The following is a 21,027-nucleotide window of genomic DNA, read 5'->3' on the forward strand; positions in this document are numbered from 1 at the left end:
GCGCCGACCTCAACTCATACTCCATCGGTGGATCCAGGCTTAGTCGGTTCGAATATTTCATCTGTTGGAGCGCGGTTGGCGGTCACCGTTGGGCCTGAGGATGTGAGCGCGGGCGACGACGTAGGACCGGTGGTTGAAACGGACCGAGCATCCGAATCCAGTTCCCAGAAACGGGTGTTTACTTCGGCGACGTAAGTATGGCCGTCCGCTCCAAGCAGCATGGCCGAGGAATCGATCTCTCCTCCCAAGTCATACCCGGATGCCGGTCTCGCAAATGAAAACGATAGCCGGAGACGTCAATCGGGACGCTTGGACCCTGACCCTCGTCGAAATGCACAGCCACGAACTTCGTCTGTAAACCGCTAAAGTCTTCCAGGTCGAAATCGACTCGGTCCGTTGCGGAAGGTGGGGGATTCTCGATCGTCAGGTCGGGTTGGCCCGCCTGCGGTTCAGATCCATCGGAGAGTTGTGCGGATGACGACCGCGCGATGAGCGTTGGTGCTCTCGACGCGCTCGCGGCACACCCTCACCCATCTCTACCGTGCTGTTTTCCGTAGACGGCGGCCGGCGTTCGACGCACTTGCCCCGTCCCGCGCACTGCATCGGTATACCTCCGTCGAGGAATGAAAGCAAGGGATCGCACCATAGGCCAAAGCCTCTGGCGTTCAGTCGGCGCAGGGACGATACTGGCTGGGGTACGGTACCGCGACGCGAGCGTATCGCACAGGAAGGCCATCCCATGTGCACAGCGGTCAGATTCTCCGACGGAAACGGCCACGCGTACCTGGCGCGAAATCTCGACTGGACCTTCGGATACGGTGAACGAGTCGTCGTCACTCCCACCGGTTTCAGCGCCACGTCGCCGTTCGGTGCCGTGGCCAGCATCCGCCATGCCATCATCGGCATGGGCATCGTGGAGGAGGGCACGCCCTTGTACTTCGACTGCGGCAACGACGCCGGCCTCGCGGTCGCGGGGCTGAACTTCCCGGGATACGCCCAGTACGCGTCGGAGCCCGTCGAGGGCGCAACGAACGTCGCCGCGTTCGAGTTCCCGCTCTGGGTCGCCTCGCAGTTCAGCAGCGTCGACGACGCCGAGGAGGCGCTCAGAAACGTGGTGATCGTCGACCGGCCGATCAATGAGAAGTACCCGAGCTCCCTGTTGCACTGGATCATCGCCGACGCGACGCGGGCAATCGTCGTGGAGCACACGGGTGACGGCCTGCACGTCTTCGACGACGACGTCGACGTCCTGGCGAACCAACCCGGCTTCGCGTGGCACCACGAGAACCTGCGCAACTACCTCAATGCCTCGCCCGAATTCCCCGAGGAGAGCGTGCTGGGCCGAGCGCGCCTGACTCCGTTCGGCTCGGGGTTGCACATGCGCGGCATTCCCGGGGACTACTACTCGCCGTCGCGGTTTGTGCGCGCTGCCTACGTCAACGCGCACTACCCCGACAAGGCGAGCGAAGAGGAGAACGTGAGCCGCGCCTTCCACACCCTGCAGCAGGTGGCCATGGTCGAAGGGGCGGCGAAGATGGGCTCGGGCGAGTTCGAGAAGACCATCTACACGGGGCTCTTCTCGTCACGCACGGCGAGCTACTACTGGAACAGCTACGACGACCCCACGCTCCGCAGCGAGACGCTCTCTGACCACCAGCCCGGCGGCACTGAGGTGATCGTGCTGTGAGGGAACACGCGCGGCCGGATGTGTCTCAGCCGCAGTCCTCGACCTTCCTTTCGGCGTGAGCGATAAAATCAAGCGGAGCCGTTTTACTCGTCGATTCACTCGGCGACTGCCGTCGGAGGGCATAGGGCGCCACCTCGCCGAGCTGCGCTCTCTACGGCATCGCAGCACCGAGGTAGGAGTACTTGACGAACACCTCCGCGGCCAGACCGGCCTCCTCGAGAACGCCCTGCACGGCCGTCAACATGTATCGCGAGTCCCAGCCCATGTAGAGGAAGTTCGAGTCATCGAGCTGGTCCCAGTGGCCGTTCCACGCCTGCGCGTCGTAGATCGGCCCGCCGCGCCGGGCGCTGAAGGCGACGACGCTCTCGTGTGAGTCGTTCCAGAGTCGTTTGAAGATACGGTTGAAGAGGTACTTGACGTCGTAGACCTCCCAGTGTTCGCCGCGATACTCGACGTACTCGAATTCGCGCTGCCAGCCCCGGGGCCAGCCGCGACGGCGCTTCGCATCGAGAATGGGCGTGAGGTCGTCGTCGTCGATTCCAGCCGCGGTCGGTCGCCCCCACACCTTGAGGAAGACATCGGTGAGCCGGGCCGTGCGTTCGGCGATGGCGGAAGTGCCCCAGACGTCGACCTCGGCGAGCTCCGTGGTCGTCGCCACCGCGCTCTTCGCGTAGACGGACTGCTTCTCTGTGAAGGAGGCGTCTGCTGCGCGCTCGGCCAGCGGTCGCTCGAGCAGGGTGAGGTTGCCGAGAGTGCCCGAGAGTGCCCGGTGGCTGTTCTGTTCGTCGTCGCTGTAGTCCGCCCATTCGCGAACGCCGTCGCCGCTCCACGAGTCGGCGGGTGCCACGGGGAAGATGTGCTCGAGATCGAGCGGAGCAGCATCCAGACCCGCAGTGCCCACGCCCGCAGTGCCCGCACCCGCAGCATCCGCACCGGCCGCCGCCGCCCGCGCCCCGGCCAGTCGCCCGAGCACGTACGCGGCGTGCGGCAGCTCCGAGTACTTCAGCGCCACGCGCACCCGCTCATTCGACGGCGTGATCCGCGCCACCGCCGCGACCAGCTCCGCGTGCCCCGCGGCCCTCGCCCGGCAGAGCCGAGCCACCAGGCGATCGTTGCTCACGCCCACCACGGTCCTTCGCAGCAGCAGCGACTGCACCAGCTCCAGGGTCTCGATGAGTGCCGCCTTCGTCACAGTTCCGCGCTCGTAATCGCAGTAGGCCCGCATGACCAGCGGGTACATCCCGCGCCCGAAGGTGTTGACGAACCCGAGCTGCTGCCCGATCTCCGCGTCGGCTGCCGAGGCCGGCTCGAGAAGCACGCGGTACGCGGACGAGTACTCCCGCCACTCGGCCGCGTGCACGCGCAACGCCTCGAGGTCGAGCCGCGGGAACTGCTGCCTGAACTCGTCGTATACGCCGCGCCCACCGGCGACCGTCACTTCGCGCCCCGTCGTCATGACGAGGTAGTGCCGCCAGAAACTCGCGATCTGCTCGCCGGTGTTCTGCTCGATCGGCAGCCAGAACGAATTCTCTATCTCGTTCTGTTCCGCGTGCGAGAGCCCCATCAGCACGTAGTTGTGGATCAGTTCGTGGTCGCGCAGCGGCTCGCCCGTGGAGTTCAGGCTCTCGAAGATCTGCTGCGCATTCGCATCGGCCCCCAGCGTGATGGCCACGTGCTCCAGCTTCTGTAGGCCCCGCCAGATGCGCGCCACTTCGTCAGGCCGGATCTGGCTGCGAAAGAACGCGTAGTTGTCGTCGAACCGCGAATCGCGCAGCTCGTCTCCCGGCAGGCGCCGCCCCAGCACCACACTCTCGAACACCTCGGCCCAGGCCCTGTGCGGTCGCAACTTCGTTCGAGACGCTCCGGATGCCCGGCTCCCCTCACCGCGAACCAGTACACCCTCTAGCTGTCCGGCGAGCCCGTCGCCCCCGCCCCCACGCCCATCGTCGGCCGCCGCCGCAGTGATGGCCTCCCCGGCGTCGAGATCCGCGCCTGCATCCGTGCCAGCCACTGCCCTGGCACCCTGCAGCACCGTGTGGTGCAGCGCCGCGACGAGCAACATCAGCGTGGTGATGCGCTGCTGCCCATCGATGAGCACGAGTTCGGACGAGTCGTCGCCGTCGGTGTCGCCACTGTCGCCGGTGCTGGCGGTGCTGGCGGTGCACAGGATGGACCCGATGAAATGGGTGTGCCGATCATCCGAATCAGACACCGCCCGGATGTCAGCCAGCAGCTTCTCGCACCCGCCGATGTCCCAGCGGTACTGGCGCTGGTAGACCGGTACGACGATGGTTGTCTGTGGGGAAGACAGCCAGCCGATCGTATTGACCGCTGTCGCATCGATGTTCGTGGCCGTGGGAAGTGCGGCGGGCAGTGCAGTGACCATGGGTTTCGCTTCAGCCTCTCAGAACGACTCCGCCCCTCAGAACAAAAGGGTTTCGCAGCCGTCGAGTCTACGCGAGAGTGTTTGCCGGCAGGATTGCGCGCGCCGATCGACGGATTCGCACGTCACCGAGTGACCACAGTCGTGTCTCCCAACTCCGCGCCGACTGCGCTGCGCGTTTCGACGCGGAGTTGGGAGACACGACTAAAGTCCCTTCACAGGAGGCCCAATGTAGGCTTACCTAAGTTGGGCCTGTTAAAACGTGCTGGCCCCCAACGAAAGGGCATGATTCACGTCATGGGATATATCAAGTCTGCTGCTCTCGAAGAGACCGGATACGTGGTCCTCGACCGCTACAACCAGGAACTCGACCCCAAGGAATGGCTCGACATCGAGTACAACGACTGGAAGTCGTCGGGTGACACCCGTTTCGCACCTCTCGCCAGTGCTTTCGGCGAAATCGAGTGCAACGGGTTCTGGAACCACACACCTCCTCGCACCGACAAAGACGGTGTCTGGATCGACTCGCAGACCGCGAAGGCCCCGAACCTCACCCGTCGCGCCCAGGAGCCCGGAGCGAACGTCGGCCGCTGCCGCGTCATCGAGCTGCAGCCGAACACCTACGCCGACTGCCTCTACAACCTCCACCAGGACGACAACAATCGCCTGAACCCCGATGGCACCGGCTGGGTCGTGCGTGGCTTCTTCAACCTCACCGACGACAAAGACAGCTACTTCGTGCTGCGTGAGAACCGCACCGACCCGAGCGTCGAGTACCGTATCGCCCTTCCGGCGGGTGCACAGCTGATCGTCGACACCCAGCGTCTCTGGCACGCGGCGACCCACCCGGGCCCCGACCCGCGCTACTGCCTCATCACCTCGTGGACCTCCGGCCCCGAGCTCGACGCCTACATCGAGAAGTACAACGGCAACCCCAGGGTGCCGAACTTCGAGGTTCCGCAGGAGCAGCTCGACGCCGGCCAGGCCGAGCAGTCCCGTCGCCTCGCTGCCCGTGCTGCTGCGCTCGCCGCGCAGGGCAAGGCCGAGTGGCTCGTCATGAGCGAGGCGTAACAGCCCCGCACACCCCCCGAAGGCCCCCCAGGTCTCACGACCTGGGGGGCCTTCGCTGTCCCCACCGAGCATCGACTTTCCCGAATGTGCACGTTTTCAGCGAATTTGTTGCACTTTCGGGCAACTCGATGTCGCTATGCCCAACGCGGCACACCTCTACTTTGCGCGCCGCCCGGCACCGAGCATCCACTTTCCCGGTGGCGCACGTTTTCGCCGAATTTGTTGCACCTTCGGGCAACTCGATCTCGCCCCGCGCCCACGCGGCACGCACCTCGGTCGGCGCGGCCCGGCACCGAGCATCCACTTTCCCGATGGCGCACGGTTTCAGCGCTGGTGTTGCACCTTCGGGCAACTCGATCTCGCGGGCTATACGCCCACGGTGAGCGCCGCCGTGTGGCCCGCAGCCACCGAGCCCGACATGCTCGCGATCTGGTAGATGCCGCCGTCGTTGCCGAACACGTTGTCTCGGGCGAGGCTCGTCGACGCGAGGTTGCTCACGCTCTTCTCATACCCCGCAGTGGCGTAGACCAGGTCGCACGCCTCCTTCGGCAGGGCGATCTGCGAAGTCTTCGCGATCGGGCCAGATGCAATCGCCGTGGCGACATCGCTGTACACCTCGAAGTGGATATGCGGCCACCGCCCCGAGTAACACGCCGGGAAGATCGACGTGAACGTGACCGTTCCCGAGCTGTCGACCTCCTGCACACCGCGCAGATAGTTCTCATTCGTCACACCCTGGCTGTAGAGCGAGTAGTTGCCGTCGCGATTGCAGTGCCAGAGGTACACAGCGGCACCGGTGAGGGCGTTTCCGGTCGCGGCGTCACGCACCGTGAGTTGGATGCTCAGCGGCACCCCGGCGGCGGTCGTCGTCGACGACCCGAAACTCGACCTGATGTCGCTGCGCACCACGCCTGAGTCGTCGAGCACGTTCGCTCCGTTCGAGCCGTCGCCGGGGTACGGGCCCGCCGTCTCGTCGGGGACCTCGGTTAGCGGCCCACTCGCCTCGGCTGTAGCACTGGCTGCGGCGCTCGCGGAGGGCGTGCTTGTTGCGGTCGCCGAAGCCGTTCCGGTGGCCGAATTCGCTACCGATGCACTCGACGGCGTGCTCGAGCAGGCCGCGAGCAGTGTCGTGGCCGCGATGCCCCCGAACAGACCCAGTGCACGCCGTCGATTGACGAGCGTGCGGATGTCGTAGACGAGCCCGCGGTCTTCTTCGTCGATCTCGGTGCCGTCGGATTCGCGCCACTCTCCGACCGGCACGGTCGTCTCAACCTCGGGTGAATCGCCTTGTTCGCTGTGCTCGCTGTGCTTGCGAGGCTCAGGGGAGTGCATGATGTGGATCCTCTCAGAATGAATGTCTGAGTACACCCAACCCGACAGGCATCGCGAGAATCTCTGAGCCCGCTATGCGAATCCTATGAGCCGCTGAACGCTCAGGCTCGTGGAGAGCTCAGGCTCGCCGAACGCTCAGGCGCGTGGAGAGCTCAGGCTCGCCGAAAGCTCAAGCTCGTCGAACACCCTGGTTTAGTACCAGCCGCTGCTCTGGCTGTGCGCCCACGCCCCACACGGCGTGCCGTAGCGGCCCGTGATGTAGCTGAGGCCCCAGGCGATCTGGGTGGCGGGGTTGGTCTCCCAATCGGAACCGAACGCAGCCATCTTGTTGCCGGGGAGGGCCTGGGGAATACCCTGCGCGCCAGAAGAGGCGTTGTACGCGTTGATACGCCAGCCCGATTCGCGGGCCCAGAGTGAGACCAGGCACGAGAACTGGTCGCTGCCCATGCCGCGGTCAGAGAGCATCTGCTGGGCGATGGCCTGGGCAGAACCGGGGTTCGGCGTCGCGGCGGCGGGAACGCTGTAGCCGGTCGAGGATGACGCGACCTGGGCCGTGGTCTTCGCGGCGGCGGCGGCTGCTGCTGCAGCGGCGGCTGCAGCTTCGGCGGCCTTCTTGGCTTTGAGAACAGCCGGGTCGGTGGCCTGGTAGTCGTCGCGCTCGGCGAGCATGACGCCCGTTCCCTGCACGACGAGGGTCTGCCCCGACGACATTGCGTGCTGAACCGGTGCGGCCTGCCCGAGCGTCGTCGCGTTCGCCAGGGGGAGCGCCACGGTACCGGCGAGGCCGATCGCGGCGGTCACTGCGAACGCCTGTGCCAGGCGTCGACGCACCGTGGTGTTCAGCACTGCCATACGGGATTCCGTTTCTCTCTGCCGGTTCGACTGGTGTTCAGGCTCTTCTGCTGCTGCCTGAGCCCGATTCGCAAGAGCCTGATACGGCTCTCATAGTCGACTCTCTGCGTTATACAAACGTGATCTTCTATTATGCACGACTCCCTGTGTGGAAGTACAGGCGCGCAGTCTCAGCCCACCGCGCCGCAGCATCCTGCACTACGCCGCGCCATGGTAAGTCAGGGTGCCCAGCTGCCCGCCATACTTCGAGCGGATCACCATGGTGGTTCCGTCGAGCACGGCGGATGCTGCGCCGCTCAACCACGTCACAACACCCTCGCACGTGCGGCCCGTGATGGCAAGTGTGCCGAACGACACCGTGCCGTCTTCGGCGAACCTCCAGGTACTGGTGAAGTCATTGCACCCGTCGTTGCCAGCCACCGTGCCATCGTCGGCCATGCTGAGCTTCACCAGCCGGGATCGACCGTTCTCCACGCTCGTCCAGAGCCCCACCACGACCTGCGTTCCGCCAGGTGCCGGGCTCTCGGTACTGCTGGGGCGCTTCAGCTTCACGAGTTCTTCGCTCTTGTGGCCGACGAGAGTGAGCGTCGTGCCGTCGAACTTCGCCGAGGTGGCGTCGATCAGGTAGAGAGGCAGCGGAGCGCCGTCGCAGTAGATGCGGGTCACGGGGCCAGAAGTCGTCGTCAACGCCCCGCTCGAGTCCATCGACCAGGTGCCCTTGGCATTGTTGCAGCCGTCGGAGCCCTTCCAGGTTCCGTCGTGCTCGAACGCCAGGTACGGCTGGTCGGGCGAGCTGTAGGTGTCGGCCACGACCCATCGGCCGGGCAGAGTGCTGCTCGATGCGGGAGTGAACTGCGGGGCATCCGGAATCGGAACGACCACGACAGGGGAGGAGCAGGCCGCCAGCGCCAGAACCATCACTACGGTCAGGCCGAGCGTCACACCGGCCGTGACCGCACGGGTGGCGGCTGCGAGAGGCTTCAACGCTGACAAGGGGCTCTCCGAAGGAAGGGGAACGAGACGGTCGCGCGCTACGGGCGCGGGGGTGCTGCTTACCTGAGCGTACTCAATACGGCTGCGAACACGCTTGAGGTTGACAGCAGTGGGGATCGGGAGGGCGGTGTGGTGCGGCTGTGAGGGAGAAGCGGGCACGTGAGTGGGTGCGTCGTGCGGGCATCACCAACTCAGCGGAAGTACCCCGTGAGCGACCCCCACAGCAGGGCGACGAGCTGCAACAGGGTCAGGGCGTAGGCAATCCAGAGTGCGGCGGTAGCCAGTCGTGCGCCAGAGACGCCGGTCCGGATGATCTGCCGAAGTGAGATGTGCGCGAAGAGAATGCCGAGCGGCGAGGCCAGAAATGCGAAGAGAAAGGCTACTCCGGCCAGAAAGCTCGAGCCGATCTCGTCGTCGCTGACGGCTCGCGCTCGCTTCGATTGCCGGTACCCGAGAATGGCGAGCGGGATGAGGATGGCAACGCAGAGCACGAAGACGCCGACTGCCGCGAGTTCTGAGTTCACTGACCCGGCGGTATTCACAGGCGAAGCCTAGCGCGGCTCTGTGAAGGCACGCTGGTGAGAGGAGCTGTGAGCGTGCGCGGCGGGTGTGTGCTGGTGGACGGTTAGATCGGTGCGCCTTTGGCGGGTGGGCGCTGTGAGCGAGGCGGCGAGCGCCGAGATTGCCCGGGCCCGCGCGCGGTGACGCGAAACCGCTGGGCTCGTCGCTCCGCCGACAGCCACCGTTCCTAGAGGTCGACCGAATCGCCCGGAGTCAGCGTGATGAACGAACCGCCGTTCTGCTCGGTGGCCCAGGTGATGCGGTCGCCGCCCATGCCCTTGCCCGCGTCGGAGAGCACCATCTCGTGCGTCGCGAAACTGCGACGTGGCTTCACCTCGAGCACGAAGTCGATCACCTCGGCGATCTTCAGCCAGGGCGCCCCGACCGGAACGGCGAGAACGTCGACGTCGACGCCGACGGGCACGGTGAACGAGTCACCCGGGTAATAGAGAGTGCTCGCCGTGAGCGGGCTGCTGACGAGCACGCCGACGTTGTCGATCACGGGAATGCTCGAGTGGATGACGGCGTGCTTCTCTCCGAAGAACGTGAGAGTGAAGGGTCCGGCCGTGACCTCGTCGCCGCCGTTGACGATCGTGACGTCGAAGTCGGGCCCGACGGCCTGGGCGACACCCGAGGGCGCGAAGATCGGGATGCCCGGGGCCTTCGCGAGAATGCCGCTGAGCTGATCCGGCGTCCAATGGTCACCGTGCTCGTGAGTCAACACGATTGCGACTGTCTTCTCGAGCCCGTCGACCCCGTCGACCGAGTCGGCGAGCGGCCGGGTGAAGACCCCGGGGTCGACGATCAGTTTCGAGCCGTCGAGCTCGAGCACCAGAGCGGCGTGCTCGAGTTTCGTGAGCTTCAGCGGTGCGAGGGCGTCGGTGGAGGAGGAGTCGGTTGCGGTCGTGGGTTGCGTGTTGTCGCTCATACCTTCAGCTAATACCCGGCGGTGCCGGTCTGCAAGTCGGCGGCGAAGGGGAGGTCGGCGCGTGCCAGATGCGAGATAATCAGGGCATGACCGACTCCGGGGCACCGCAGCCCCAGCCCGCTACATCGCTGCGGCTCGTCGTGGCGATCAACCCCTCGGCGTCCTTCGGGCGCACCGCCGGGGTCGGCGCAAAGGTCGTGGCCGCCCTGCGCGCAGACGGCCACACGGTTGAAGAACTGATCGCGACCGACTTCGAGACGCTGAAGATGGCGGCGCGCGCGGCTGTGGCCGAGCATCCGGATGCCCTGGTCGTCGTCGGCGGCGACGGAATGGTGAGCCTCGGCGTCAACCTCGTGGCCGAGACGCCGACCCCGCTCGGAATCATCCCTTCGGGCACCGGCAACGACGCCGCCCTAGGCCTGGGCATTCCCTTCGATCTCGACAAAGCAATCGACGCTCTGAGGTCCGCGCTCCGACGCCCGCAGCGAGTGATCGACCTCGGCCGGGTCACGCGCCTGGCGGAGGGGGTCTCCGACTCCCTCTATTTCGCGTCGGCCCTCTCGGCCGGGTTCGACGCCCTCGTCAACGAGCGGGCGAACGCCATGCGGCGGCCGCGCGGGGCCTCCCGGTACACGATCGCGCTGCTGCTCGAATTGCTCCGCCTGCGCGCCCGCAGTTACGACCTCATCGTCGACGGCGCCCCACGCTCGGTGAAGTCGGTGCTGCTGGCGGTGTCGAACAACCGCTCGATCGGCGGCGGCATGCTGATCACTCCGGATGCCCTGCTCGACGACGGCGCCCTCGACCTGCTGATCGTGGCGCCCGTGTCGCGGCTGAAGTTTCTGCGCCTCTTTCCGCGCGTGTTCAAGGGCACGCACGCCGGCCTGCCCATTGTTGAGTTGAGCCGGGTGACGTCGGTGCGGCTGGATGCCCCCGGAATCGTGGCCTACGCCGACGGTGAGCGGGTCGGGCCGCTGCCCGTCGAGGTCACGATCGTGCCCGGTGCGCTGCGGGTGCTCGCGTAGAACCCTGCCCACCCGCGAATGCGTCCGTCGATTCGCGAACACGGGCGTGAAGCGATGGAACGCGCGCGAGGGAGCGGGCGGCCCACCCAACCCGAAAGAGCGGGCCGCCCAGCGAAGCTGTGGGTCAATCAAGACCCAGACCGCGCAGAAGTGACACTACCAGCGAAGTGATGATTACTCAAAATCAGGACTACTGCGTGACGACCAGGTCGAACGTCGTTCGAAAGCCAGTGATCCGGTTCGTGACAGTGACCGTCGATGCACCGACCGCGAGCGGCGTGATCCCCGGGTTGAAGGTGGCACCCCCGTCGATGTGACCCTCGACGAACTTCGCGATGGTCGGGTCGGCGACCTCGCCTCTCCAGTTGGTCACGATGGTGGCGCCGGTGTTGAGGTCGACCACGTTGTTCAAGCCGACCGTGACGACCTGTCCGTTGACCGACGACAGGTTCACGACGATCGGTGCGATGAGGGTCGAGCCACTCGAGCTGGCCGACGGGGTGACCACGGGTGTGGCGGCGGTGCCCGCAGAATTGCCCGAGCATCCGGCGAGCCCGAGGCCCGCGATGCTGGCCAGAATGAGTGCAACGGCGGTGCGGGCAAATCGGGTGTTCATCAATGCCTCTCAACGGTGAATGAGCCAGTGTTGCCCCGGACGCTGGGGCATCTTCGCTCACGATGAGGACTTCGAGTGGCGGCCTGCCCCGCAGGTTCGGCGGCTTCAGCGTAGCGGAACAGCAATCGCCCCGGCGGAGAAAGTCGCTCCGCCCTCGAATTGGCGTGCCCTCCACTCGTGTGGCATACTCGTTAAGTTGTCTAATCGGCCCCATCGTTTAGCGGCCTAGGACATCGCCCTCTCACGGCGGTAACACCGGTTCGAATCCGGTTGGGGTCACACTGTATTAGCTAATGAGGCCCGGTTTCCTTTCAAGCAAAGGGAACCGGGCTTTTTTTGTGGGTCTCAACGCACCGGGTTTTCTGGCAAGCCTTTCTCGACATGCACTTCCAAACGACGCGACCCGTCCCAAGTGCCTCTGGGTAGCACAGCTTCCGTAGTCAATCGGGAGAGTATTCAGCGCTGGTTAGTCACTCCGTAACGTCGTGAACGCATTGAATTCGTGGACTTCAACGACACTGCGGCATGCGCTGGACATCGGGACTGCTACGACCACACATTTCACACGCCCGAATCAGTCGATATGACAAACGTCTGAGGTGCTCGCCCCAGCCGGCCATGCGCGCTGTTCGATGGGAACTCGCAGGCTACGCGTGCTACATGTACACCGATTTCGAGTGGCAAATCCAACACGTCGCCGCCGACAAATCAGCAGCCGTCACATGGTGGCTCAACGACCCATGGATGCCCGAGACCGATCTCGGCTAGCACGGTGCTTGGCGGTCTGGCCGACCCCCAGGCGCCACGTCTCCTGTTCATCTAGGCGGTCTAAGTTCCGGGTTGATGTCGGCTAGCTCATCAGACAATGCGGGGGCGACCTTATGAACGACGATCAGAGATACTCTTCGCAAGCCATTTTCGCTGCCTATCACCAGCGCCGTCGCAGAAGAATCGGCTGGATTACCGCCGCGGTGGTGGCAACGACAATAGTTGCCGGATCTGCAATCGCTGTCGCGGCACCATGGGCATCTGCTCCATTGGCTCCTGTCGCGATCGCTCAAACAGGGACCGTTTCCCTCGAGCCCGAGAGCTCAGTGTTGCCGACGTCGGCCGAGACCACTCTGCCCACCCCGATCGTCTCGCCGCCGACAGTCGGTTCTCAACCGTCCGTCGGCGCATCGCTCGAAGTTGCGTCACCGGTTGGTTTGCCAGTGACAAATCAGACTCAAGCAACTCCTAGCGTCACGCCCTCTCCTGCCGACCTCCCTGACCTGGGGTTCACTGCACTAACCAGCGACGGCACCCAAGTCGACGAAAGGATTGGCGACTGCATCATTAGCGATACCTCAGGCAAAGCGGGAGAACCGCTCTACTCGCATCTGGTGCCCTGCACCACGTTCGGAGCGGGCTTGATCTTGGGCTTCATCAGCATCCAAGACCCCATTCCTGAATCGGCGCAGCTGACGCAAGCCGTTTACGACGGCTGCTTTAAGACAATCGGGCACACCATCGGCGAATGGCCGAACACGAAATGGGTTCCCGGGTTCACACCGGCATATATGTCCTCGTGGGGGTTCACCGGACGACCGGCAACCGGATGGCAAGCGCGCTACGGCGACACTTCATACTTCGCTGAACGCGACAACTTCACCGTCGAATGCCTTTCGTATAAGTCGCGTGAGATCGGCGTCACAGGCTGATAAGGCGACTCGGAACCGGGCAATTTCGTGACTTCATGCCCGGGGCTTGGTCAGGATGTGGTCGCGCGCGCGGTTCATGTGTTCGGCAAACGCATCGGCGTGCCAGGTTTCGAGAGGCTTCAACACGATTCCGTCTCAAACAACCACTTCAAGCATGTTTCTCCCGAGGTTCAGCTCAGCGACTGTGCGATCAATTCGCTCCGGAGATGGGGCGAGCGCCCGCCGAGTGACGCACGGCCGGGAGCGATGACACGATCACCTCTGACGCGTCGACGTCGGCGAGGGCCTTCCGTCGCACGTCGTCGAGATAGCTCACGTGGGTCTGGAAGGCGTCCTGGGCCTTCTTCGGGTCGCCGGCCGCGATTGCGAGATAGATCGCTTCGTGCTGATCGGTGACCGACTGGCGGTCGAGGAGCTCGACGAAGACCGTGTTGGTGACCGGGCGCATGAGGTGCACCGACATCATCGAAAGCTCGAGGATCTGGTTTCGGGCAGCCCGGGTGACGGCGGTGTGGAATTCGAGGTCGAGGTCGAGCCACTCGATGATGTCCATATCGAGGTCACGCGAGGCCTCCACCGGGCGTGAGATCGCCGCGAGATCCTCATCCGTTCGTCGGCGCGCGGCTAGGTCGACGCACTGCATCTCGAGAACCCAGCGGGCCTCGTCGACGTCGTGAAGGGAGACGTTGCCGGCGCGATACCAGAGCTGAATCGAGTCGCTGAGTTGCTCGGCGACCAATGAGGCGTCGGGGATGGCCACGAACGTCCCTCCATGGCTTCCACGCGCTGAGGTCACCAGGCCGGTTGCTGACAAGATCTTCAGCGCTTCCCGGGCGGTCGCACGAGCCACGTCGAACAGCTCGGCGAGTTCCTGCTCTGTGGGAAGACGCTGCCCGACTGCCCACACGCCTGTACTGATGGCGCTTCGAAGCTGGCGAGCGATCTGGCCCGATGCGTCGCGACGTTCGAGCGGCTGGGGGTCGAATTGCTGCTCGGCCACTGTCTTCTCGCTTTCTGGCGCGGGCGCCGGGCCTTGGAAACACGTTTGTTACACCAAAGAGACGCGTTTGTAATACATCCAATGTTGAATGTCTGACATTGGACATTAGCGCTTCAACCCGTGTTCTCATCTACCTTAGGAGATTTTGATGAAATCCAGACGATTGGCCCTCGCGGGTGTTGCTGTAGCAATCGCCCTGCTGGCGACAGCCTGTAGCGCCCCCTCCAACACCCCGGTTTCGGCATCCCCGGCTCAGAGCGCGGTCGCCAACAGCGACGCGATGACCGCAACGCTCGGCTACATCTCGGCCGGTCTGCCTGACATGGCAGGCAAGAAGATCGCCTACATCGCCGAGTGCGCGACCGAGAACACCTTCTGCCAGACACGCCTGGCGGGCGCTCAAGATGCCGCGAAGAAGATCGGCGCTGACCTCACCCTCTTCAACGCAGGCTTCGACCCCGCCGCGCAGCTCCCGCAGGTGCAAGACGCAATCCAGCGAGGGTTCGACGGCTACGTCTTCTCGCCCGTCGCCGACTCCTCCGGCTGCGCCGAGTTCCAGTTGTTGAAAGCGACAGGCAAGCCGGTCGTCAACATCAACAGCCCGATGTGCGGCAACCCTGATTTCACCGAGGGAACCGCTGGTTTCGTGGCCATGCAGACCGAGTCGTTCTTCCAGGAGCACATCGAGAACGCATTCGCGTCGTGCACCTCGGCGTGCAAGGCGGTCGCCGTCGGCGGCTTCGTGGGCAGCGACCTCTACACGCGCTGGGAGACCGCAATCACCGCGGCGAAGGCCAAATACCCGAATGTCACCGTTGTCTCAGACCAGCCCGGCAGCTTCGACGCCGCGACCGCCCTCACGGTGGTTCAGGATGCCCTGAGCAGCAACCCCGATGTGAGCGTCGTCGTCTCCTCATGGGATGACATGACCCGCGGTGTCGAACAGGCCGTTGTCGCTGCAGGCAAGAAGCCCGGCACGGATGTTCGCATCTACAGTGTCGGCGGTACGAAGAATGGCGTGGCAGAAGTCGCAGCCGGCACCTGGACCTCCACCTCTGTTCTGCTGCCATACGAAGAGTCGTACTACGGGGTCGTGCAACTGGCGAATGCGCTGAAGACCGGTAGCGCCACCACTGGGTTCACATACCTCGCCGAGTCGCCCGTGGTGACCGACGGCCCCGGATCGATCTTCATCACGACAGACAACGCCTCGAAGTTCACCCCGGAGTACTAAACCGTGACCGACCAGATCGTGACACCACGAACCATGACGGCAGAGCCCCTGCTCGAAGTGAGTCACCTCACCAAGGCATACCCGGGGGTGAAGGCACTCACCGACGTGTCGTTCGTCACGCATGCCGGTGAGGTTCACGGTCTGGTCGGCGAGAACGGCGCAGGCAAGTCCACGCTGCTCAAGATCATCGCAGGAGCAACCAGGCAGGACGCCGGGGCAGTCACGATCTGCGGGACCGACATCGTCGGAGGCGACCCACACCAGGCCTCCGCGGCAGGTTCCGCGACCATCTACCAGGAGCTGACGATCGTGCCAGACCTCTCGGCGGTCTCGAACGTCTTTCTCGGCCATCTTCCGCATCGCTTCGGTGTGGTCGACGGCCGCCGCGCCAGGCGAACCTTCGCCGAGGTCGCCCAGACCGTTGGGCTGACGGCCCCCGCCGCAGCACGGGCCGGGGGCCTCTCGACGGCTGCCCAACAGTTGCTCGAGATCATGAGGGCGCTCGTTCTCGGCAAACGGCTTGTCATCATGGATGAGCCGACCGCCTCGCTGGGGCCTGAAGACAGCCAGAAGCTGCACACGGTCATCCGGAACCTGCGAGACACCGGGCACGCGATCGTCTACGTGTCGCACGACCTCGACGCAGTGCTGGAGATCTGCGACACGGTGACGGTGCTGCGCGAAGGTGTTGTCGTCGACTCGCGACCGGTTGCCGAGTGGGAGAAATCATCGCTGATTCGCGGGATGCTCGGGGGAGCCGCCCTCGAGCGTGTCGCGCCCGGGCATTCCACACCGCCGACGGGCACTGCGCTCGTTCAGTTCTCCGGACTTCGCGCTCCCGGCGTGCACCTCGATCGTCTCGACCTTCACGCCGGAGAGATCGTCGGGCTCGCGGGGCTGGTCGGTTCGGGTCGCACGAGATTGCTCCGTTCGCTCGCCGGTGCTGAACACGTCGACGCAGGATCGGTCGCCGTGAATGGGAGCGCCCGTCGGTGGCCCGGTTCGCCGCGCAAGGCGTTGTCGCTCGGAATCGCTCTGGCCCCAGAAGACCGCAAACACCAAGGTTTGCTGCTCGGCCAGCCAGCGGCCTGGAACGTCGCGCTCGGGCGATTCGCTGTCGCCGCGGGGCGCCGGGCCGTGCGTGCCACACGACTGTCACGGTGGGCCGCTCCGGCCAGCGCTCGGGTCGGTTTCGCGCCGGAACGGCTCGGCGCCCTGGCCGGCGAGTTGTCGGGAGGAAACCAGCAGAAGCTCGTTCTGGCTCGCTGGCTGAGCAGGCCGATCGTCTGCCTGTTGCTTGACGAGCCCACGAGAGGCATCGACATCGGCGCCAAAGCGCAGATCTTCGAGACCGCCCGTGAAATCGTCAACGAGGGCCGAGCCGTGCTCTGGTCCAGCAGCGATCTCGAAGAGGTCGTTCAGCACAGCGACCGCATTCTCGTTGTCGCCGGTGGGCGCGTGGTCGCCGAACTCCCCGGAGGTTCGACGGTGCACGACGTTCTAGAAATCTCCTATGCCCATTCCACCCAACCGAAAGGCGAGGTCTGACCATGGCATCTCCCACCATCGCCGACCCCACAGCCACCACCCGCCAGGCCGGCGCCCTGAGGTTCGTGCGCTCGTACGGAATCGTCGTCGCGCTGGGCGTTCTCGTCGTCATCATCGCGGCGGCCCAACCGGGCTTTCTGGCTTACGGAAATCTCATGAACATCCTGAGCCAGTGGGCCCCCGTGGGCATCATGGGCATCGGCATGACGTACGTCGTGATCACCGGCGGATTCGATCTGTCGGTCGGTGCGATCTATTCGCTCTGCGCGGTGGTCGCCGCGGCCCTCGGCCGAACAGAGGCACCCGTCATCGCCTTTGCCGCCGCGATCCTCGTCGGGCTCATCGCGGGTATCGCCAACGGATTCGTCGTGACAGGCCTGCGGGTCAACCCCTTCATCGCCACGCTCGGTACCTCATTGATCATCTCGGGCGTGACCCTCGTGCTCACTGGCAATGTCGCGTTCGTCGTCGACTTCGAACCATTCACCGTTCTCGGCACGGGGCGGATGCTCGGCATCCCCTTCTCCGGCATTCTGCTCATCGTGCTGATGGTCGTGGCCGGCCTGATTCTCGCGTATACGCCGTACGGGCAGGCGATCTATGCCGTGGGGGGCAACGCAGAGGCGTCGAGGCTTGCGGGCATCCGTACCTCGTTCACCACCGGCAGCAGCTATGCACTCTCGGGTCTGTGTGCGGGAGTGGCGGGCATCATCTCGGCTTCCCAGCTCAGTTCTGCCCAGCCCAGTACCAACCAGAACCTCGTCTTCGATGTGCTCACGGTGGTCATCGTCGGCGGCACCTCGCTCAGCGGAGGCAAAGGTGCCATTTGGCGCACCGCCGTCGGTGTGGCCCTTCTGGCGACGCTGCAGAACGGCTTCAACCTGCTCGACATCGACGCGTACTACCAGAACATCATCAAGGGAATCATCATCATCGCCGCACTCGCGACGGTCGACTGGAGACGGATGCTGCGCCGTTCTTCGCCGCAGCCCGCCCCCAGCCGCCCCGACGTGCCCACACCCGCTTCTGACACACTCGCTCACAGATAACAAGGAGATCCAATGCCCATCAGCGAAACAATCGAAGAGATCACCATCGATCAGGTCCACGCCGCATACCGGGCGAAGACCCTCACCGTTCGTGAACTCGTGCAGGCTTACCTCGACCGCATCGAGTCGATCGACAAACAGGGCGCAAACTTGAACGCGGTCATCACCGTGTCTGCCGTGGCGCTCGACGAGGCCGACCGCCTCGACGCCGAGTTCGCCGCATCGGGCGAGCTGACCGGTGCGCTCTTCGGCGTTCCGATCGTCGTGAAAGACCAGATCGAGACAGCCGACATTGCTACGAGCTTCGGAAGCATCGCCTCTGGCGACTACGTTCCGGCAAACGATGCGACCGCCATCAAGCGACTTCGCGATGCGGGTGCCATCATTCTCGCGAAGACCACGTTGCCCGACTTCGCCACGTCGTGGTTCTCCACCTCCTCCCGCAGCGGCCTGACCAAGAACCCCTACGACCTCTCGCGTGACCCCGGCGGATCGAGCAGCGGAACCGCCTCGGCCGTGGCGGCGAACCTCTCGCTCGTCGGCATCGGCGAAGACACCGGCGGCTCCATCCGACTGCCCGCGTCGTTCTGCAACCTCGTCGGGTTGAGGGTGACGCCCGGCCTGATCAGCCGCACGGGCATGTCGTCACTCGTCACCCCCCAGGACACGTCTGGCCCGATGGCGCGAACCGTGCTCGATGCGGCCAAACTGCTCGATGTGCTCGTCGGCTTCGACGCGCAAGACCCGTACACGGCGGCCTTCACGGTGTCGGGTCATGAGGGAAGCTACACAGACGGTCTTGAGGGAGCCACGCTCGCAGGCGTTCGTCTCGGAGTGCTGCGGCAGGTGTTCGGTGATGCGAACGACGCGGAGGGGGCATCCGTCAACCGGGTGATCGACGCTGCGCTCGAGCAGTACGCCCAGGCCGGAGCCGAACTCGTCGACATCGCGATCGACGACCTCGACCACTTGGTCGGATTCACCTCGCTGTACACGACGCGCTCGCTGGCAGACATGAACGCCTTCGTGGGTGCCAGACCAGAGCTTCCCATCGAGTCGATGCAGAGCATCCATGCGGAAGGTGCCTATCACCCGAAGCTCGACCTTCTCGATGCGATTGTGGCCGGGCCGGTCGACCCGAAAGACGACCCGGAGTACCTGGATCGCCTTCTCGCCCAGGGTGCCTTTCAGCGGAGTGTCATCGGTGCCATGGCGTCGAACGGTCTCGACGCCATCGTCTTCCCCGACGTGCGACTACCAGCACCGACCCACGCAGACGTCATGTCTGACCGCTGGACCTGCCTGACCTACCCGACCAACACGGTCATCGCGTCGCAGCTTCTGATGCCGGCCGTGACGGTGCCGGCGGGTTTCACCGAGAACGAATTGCCTGTCGGCATCGAGTTCATGACGGTGCCGTACTCCGAAGCACTGCTGCTGAAGATAGCCCGCGGCGCCGAAGTTGCGGTCAGCGCGCGTCGCAGCCCCACCCTCATCGAAGCCGCAGAGTGAGTGAATCGGCCGCCGCTCTGCGGCCAGCGACGGCCGACATCACCCTGAATTCAGACATGGGTGAGTCGATCGGTATTCACAGCTTCGGCAACGATGAAGAGCTTCTGACTCTCGTCGACACGATCAATGTCGCGTGCGGAATGCATGCCGGTGACCCCGGTTCAATGCAGCTCGTGGTCACGCAGGCCCTGGCTGCCGGAGTCACTGTTGGCGCGCATCCCGGACTGCCCGACCTCACGGGCTTCGGTCGGCGGGCGATGGCTCTCAGCGCCGACGAAGTGCGCGATCTCGTGCGGTACCAGGTCGGTGCTCTCGTCGGGTTTCTCGATTCTGAGGGCGGAAATCTGCATCACATCAAGCCCCACGGGGCGCTCTTCGCCATGGTGTCGCGCGACGAAGAGCTGATGGATGCTGTGTGCGATGTCGCCGTGCAGTACGAAGTCCCCGTGTTCGGCCTGGCCGGCACCTTCCACGAAAGTGTGGCGCACCGGCGCGGGGTGCCCTTCGTCTCTGAGTTCTACGTCGACCTGGACTACACCGACGACGGCAACATCGTGGTCAATCGACAAGGTGCGGCCAGCGATCTCGAGCGCGTGGCGCGGCGGGCTGACCTGGCGTTGCAGAGTGGTGCAGCCACCTCGATTGGTGGCGGCACCTTCCCGGTGCGAGTCGAATCGTTCTGCATCCATTCCGATCTCCCGAACGCGACTGCTGTCGCCCAAACCGTTCGCTCTGCTGTCAACCGATGGAAGGAATCACCTGCGCTGTCATAGCTCGGAACGGCAAGTGGTCGGTCTGCGGCATCGACTGCCGCCTGGCCTCTGTCGGGTGTGGAGCTATCCGGTGGGCACGAATTAGCGGCAGAGTGGTGTCATGACTTTCACCGGGTTCGGGCCAGACGCAAGCGCATTCCTCGACGAGCTGGCGAAGAACAATTCGCGGCCGTTCTTCGAGGCTCACCGGGCTGAGTACGTCGCCGCGATCCGTCAGCCCCTCGAAGACCTGCTCGGTGAGGCCGAGGCCACGTACGGCCCCGGGCGTGTGATGCGACCGAACCGCGACGTGAGATTCAGTGCGGACAAGGCGCCCTACAAGACCAACGCCAGCATGTGGGCAGGCACGGTCGCTGGGGTCTACCTCAGTCTCAGCGCCGAGCACCTCGAGGTCGGCGGGGGCATGTACGAGCCGAGCCGCGACCAGTTGGAGCGTGCCCGAACGGCCATCGACTCGGCACCGCTGGCAGCAACCCAGCTGAGTGAGGTCATCTCCTCCCTCACTGCAGCGGATTTCGACATGGCCGGGCCGTTTCTCAAGACAGCCCCGCGAGGGTACGACCGCGATCACCCGCACATCGAACTCCTGCGGCTGAAGCACTACGCCGCTCTCACGCGACTCCCGGTCACAGCGTCACCCGACGAAATCCGGAGTGCCTGGAAGTCCGTCGAGGGGCTCATTGGCTGGGGTAACACCTACGTCGGCGCGGCGCTGAGCTGGCCCTGACAGGTCGTCGCTGCGACGGTGCACAATCGCGCTCAT

General features: G+C 64.7%; 18 protein-coding genes and 1 tRNA gene. 11 read left to right on the forward strand and 8 right to left on the reverse strand.

Annotation, left to right across the window (positions count from 1 at the left end):
* The first annotated feature begins 739 nt into the window (after positions 1–739).
* Positions 740–1,687, forward strand: a complete 948-nt coding sequence (gene bsh / locus KPL76_RS07170) for a choloylglycine hydrolase (RefSeq protein ID WP_216335757.1) — start codon at positions 740–742, stop codon at positions 1,685–1,687.
* Positions 1,688–1,838: 151 nt separating this feature from the next.
* Here bsh and KPL76_RS07175 read toward each other — a convergent pair whose 3' ends face one another.
* Positions 1,839–4,073 carry a DUF262 domain-containing protein gene (locus tag KPL76_RS07175; RefSeq protein ID WP_216335758.1) on the reverse strand — a complete coding sequence of 745 codons (2,235 nt, stop codon included), beginning with the start codon at positions 4,071–4,073 and terminating at the stop codon, positions 1,839–1,841.
* A 294-nt stretch (positions 4,074–4,367) separates the two neighbouring features.
* Between KPL76_RS07175 and KPL76_RS07180 the strand changes: the two genes are divergently transcribed.
* A complete protein-coding gene (locus KPL76_RS07180) occupies positions 4,368–5,141 on the forward strand; it encodes a hypothetical protein (protein ID WP_216335759.1) in 774 nt (257 codons plus the stop codon).
* A gap of 366 nt (positions 5,142–5,507) precedes the next feature.
* Here the strand turns inward: KPL76_RS07180 and KPL76_RS07185 are convergent, their stop codons facing one another.
* The 5 genes from KPL76_RS07185 to KPL76_RS07205 form a co-directional block, all read right to left on the reverse strand.
* The gene (locus KPL76_RS07185) at positions 5,508–6,473 is read right to left on the reverse strand and encodes an intradiol ring-cleavage dioxygenase (protein WP_216335760.1); all 966 of its coding nucleotides are present in this window, start codon (positions 6,471–6,473) and stop codon (positions 5,508–5,510) included.
* 192 nt (positions 6,474–6,665) lie between these two features.
* Positions 6,666–7,325, reverse strand: a complete 660-nt coding sequence (locus KPL76_RS14965; protein ID WP_216335761.1) for a lytic transglycosylase domain-containing protein — start codon at positions 7,323–7,325, stop codon at positions 6,666–6,668.
* A 198-nt stretch (positions 7,326–7,523) separates the two neighbouring features.
* Entirely contained in the window at positions 7,524–8,318 is a 795-nt protein-coding gene (locus KPL76_RS07195) for an META domain-containing protein (RefSeq protein ID WP_216335762.1), read from the reverse strand.
* Positions 8,319–8,509: 191 nt separating this feature from the next.
* Positions 8,510–8,842 carry a hypothetical protein gene (locus KPL76_RS07200; protein ID WP_216335763.1) on the reverse strand — a complete coding sequence of 111 codons (333 nt, stop codon included), beginning with the start codon at positions 8,840–8,842 and terminating at the stop codon, positions 8,510–8,512.
* Positions 8,843–9,066: 224 nt separating this feature from the next.
* Positions 9,067–9,744 (reverse strand): MBL fold metallo-hydrolase, encoded by a 678-nt coding sequence (locus KPL76_RS07205; protein WP_216336189.1) that lies wholly within the window; start codon positions 9,742–9,744, stop codon positions 9,067–9,069.
* Positions 9,745–9,893: 149 nt separating this feature from the next.
* Here KPL76_RS07205 and KPL76_RS07210 point away from each other — a divergent pair, with 149 nt between their 5' ends.
* Entirely contained in the window at positions 9,894–10,832 is a 939-nt protein-coding gene (locus KPL76_RS07210) for a diacylglycerol kinase family protein (RefSeq protein WP_216335764.1), read from the forward strand.
* A 190-nt stretch (positions 10,833–11,022) separates the two neighbouring features.
* Here the strand turns inward: KPL76_RS07210 and KPL76_RS07215 are convergent, their stop codons facing one another.
* Positions 11,023–11,448 carry a hypothetical protein gene (locus KPL76_RS07215; RefSeq protein WP_216335765.1) on the reverse strand — a complete coding sequence of 142 codons (426 nt, stop codon included), beginning with the start codon at positions 11,446–11,448 and terminating at the stop codon, positions 11,023–11,025.
* 206 nt (positions 11,449–11,654) lie between these two features.
* Here KPL76_RS07215 and KPL76_RS07220 point away from each other — a divergent pair.
* Positions 11,655–11,727: transfer RNA gene (locus KPL76_RS07220), tRNA-Glu, on the forward strand.
* A gap of 602 nt (positions 11,728–12,329) precedes the next feature.
* A complete protein-coding gene (locus tag KPL76_RS07225) occupies positions 12,330–13,148 on the forward strand; it encodes a hypothetical protein (protein WP_216335766.1) in 819 nt (272 codons plus the stop codon).
* A gap of 190 nt (positions 13,149–13,338) precedes the next feature.
* Here the strand turns inward: KPL76_RS07225 and KPL76_RS07230 are convergent, their stop codons facing one another.
* Positions 13,339–14,148, reverse strand: coding sequence for a FadR/GntR family transcriptional regulator (locus KPL76_RS07230; RefSeq protein ID WP_216335767.1), 810 nt, complete (start codon positions 14,146–14,148; stop codon positions 13,339–13,341).
* Positions 14,149–14,296: 148 nt separating this feature from the next.
* Between KPL76_RS07230 and KPL76_RS07235 the strand changes: the two genes are divergently transcribed.
* The 6 genes from KPL76_RS07235 (at position 14,297) to KPL76_RS07260 (ending at position 20,991) form a co-directional block, all read left to right on the forward strand.
* Positions 14,297–15,382, forward strand: coding sequence for a sugar ABC transporter substrate-binding protein (locus KPL76_RS07235; RefSeq protein ID WP_216335768.1), 1,086 nt, complete (start codon positions 14,297–14,299; stop codon positions 15,380–15,382).
* A gap of 3 nt (positions 15,383–15,385) precedes the next feature.
* Positions 15,386–16,930: a sugar ABC transporter ATP-binding protein gene (locus KPL76_RS07240; protein WP_216335769.1), complete on the forward strand. Its 1,545-nt coding sequence runs from the start codon at positions 15,386–15,388 to the stop codon at positions 16,928–16,930.
* A 2-nt stretch (positions 16,931–16,932) separates the two neighbouring features.
* Positions 16,933–17,979, forward strand: coding sequence for an ABC transporter permease (locus tag KPL76_RS07245; protein WP_216335770.1), 1,047 nt, complete (start codon positions 16,933–16,935; stop codon positions 17,977–17,979).
* 12 nt (positions 17,980–17,991) lie between these two features.
* On the forward strand, positions 17,992–19,491 hold the full coding sequence (locus KPL76_RS07250) for an amidase (protein WP_216335771.1): 1,500 nt from the start codon (positions 17,992–17,994) through the stop codon (positions 19,489–19,491).
* Positions 19,488–20,264: a 5-oxoprolinase subunit PxpA gene (pxpA, locus tag KPL76_RS07255; RefSeq protein WP_253202216.1), complete on the forward strand. Its 777-nt coding sequence runs from the start codon at positions 19,488–19,490 to the stop codon at positions 20,262–20,264. The genes KPL76_RS07250 and pxpA overlap by 4 nt, the downstream gene beginning before the upstream one ends.
* Positions 20,265–20,364: 100 nt before the next feature.
* Positions 20,365–20,991, forward strand: a complete 627-nt coding sequence (locus KPL76_RS07260) for a DUF2461 domain-containing protein (RefSeq protein ID WP_216335772.1) — start codon at positions 20,365–20,367, stop codon at positions 20,989–20,991.
* Positions 20,992–21,027 lie beyond the last annotated feature (36 nt).

Source organism: Subtercola sp. PAMC28395, from assembly GCF_018889995.1.
In the GTDB taxonomy this organism is placed as follows: domain Bacteria; phylum Actinomycetota; class Actinomycetes; order Actinomycetales; family Microbacteriaceae; genus Subtercola.

What these genes read in the sequence shown, in the direction of transcription:
- bsh (WP_216335757.1), top strand. Translation starts at nt 740, where the DNA reads ATGTGCACAGCGGTCAGATTCTCCGACGGAAACGGCCACGCGTACCTG.
- KPL76_RS07210 (WP_216335764.1), top strand. Translation starts at nt 9,894, where the DNA reads ATGACCGACTCCGGGGCACCGCAGCCCCAGCCCGCTACATCGCTGCGG.
- KPL76_RS07260 (WP_216335772.1), top strand. Translation starts at nt 20,365, where the DNA reads ATGACTTTCACCGGGTTCGGGCCAGACGCAAGCGCATTCCTCGACGAG.
- KPL76_RS07180 (WP_216335759.1), top strand. Translation starts at nt 4,368, where the DNA reads ATGGGATATATCAAGTCTGCTGCTCTCGAAGAGACCGGATACGTGGTC.
- KPL76_RS07250 (WP_216335771.1), top strand. Translation starts at nt 17,992, where the DNA reads ATGCCCATCAGCGAAACAATCGAAGAGATCACCATCGATCAGGTCCAC.
- KPL76_RS07245 (WP_216335770.1), top strand. Translation starts at nt 16,933, where the DNA reads ATGGCATCTCCCACCATCGCCGACCCCACAGCCACCACCCGCCAGGCC.
- KPL76_RS07185 (WP_216335760.1), bottom strand. Translation starts at nt 6,473, where the DNA reads ATGCACTCCCCTGAGCCTCGCAAGCACAGCGAGCACAGCGAACAAGGC.
- KPL76_RS07215 (WP_216335765.1), bottom strand. Translation starts at nt 11,448, where the DNA reads ATGAACACCCGATTTGCCCGCACCGCCGTTGCACTCATTCTGGCCAGC.
- KPL76_RS07225 (WP_216335766.1), top strand. Translation starts at nt 12,330, where the DNA reads ATGAACGACGATCAGAGATACTCTTCGCAAGCCATTTTCGCTGCCTAT.
- KPL76_RS07235 (WP_216335768.1), top strand. Translation starts at nt 14,297, where the DNA reads ATGAAATCCAGACGATTGGCCCTCGCGGGTGTTGCTGTAGCAATCGCC.
- KPL76_RS14965 (WP_216335761.1), bottom strand. Translation starts at nt 7,325, where the DNA reads ATGGCAGTGCTGAACACCACGGTGCGTCGACGCCTGGCACAGGCGTTC.
- KPL76_RS07175 (WP_216335758.1), bottom strand. Translation starts at nt 4,073, where the DNA reads ATGGTCACTGCACTGCCCGCCGCACTTCCCACGGCCACGAACATCGAT.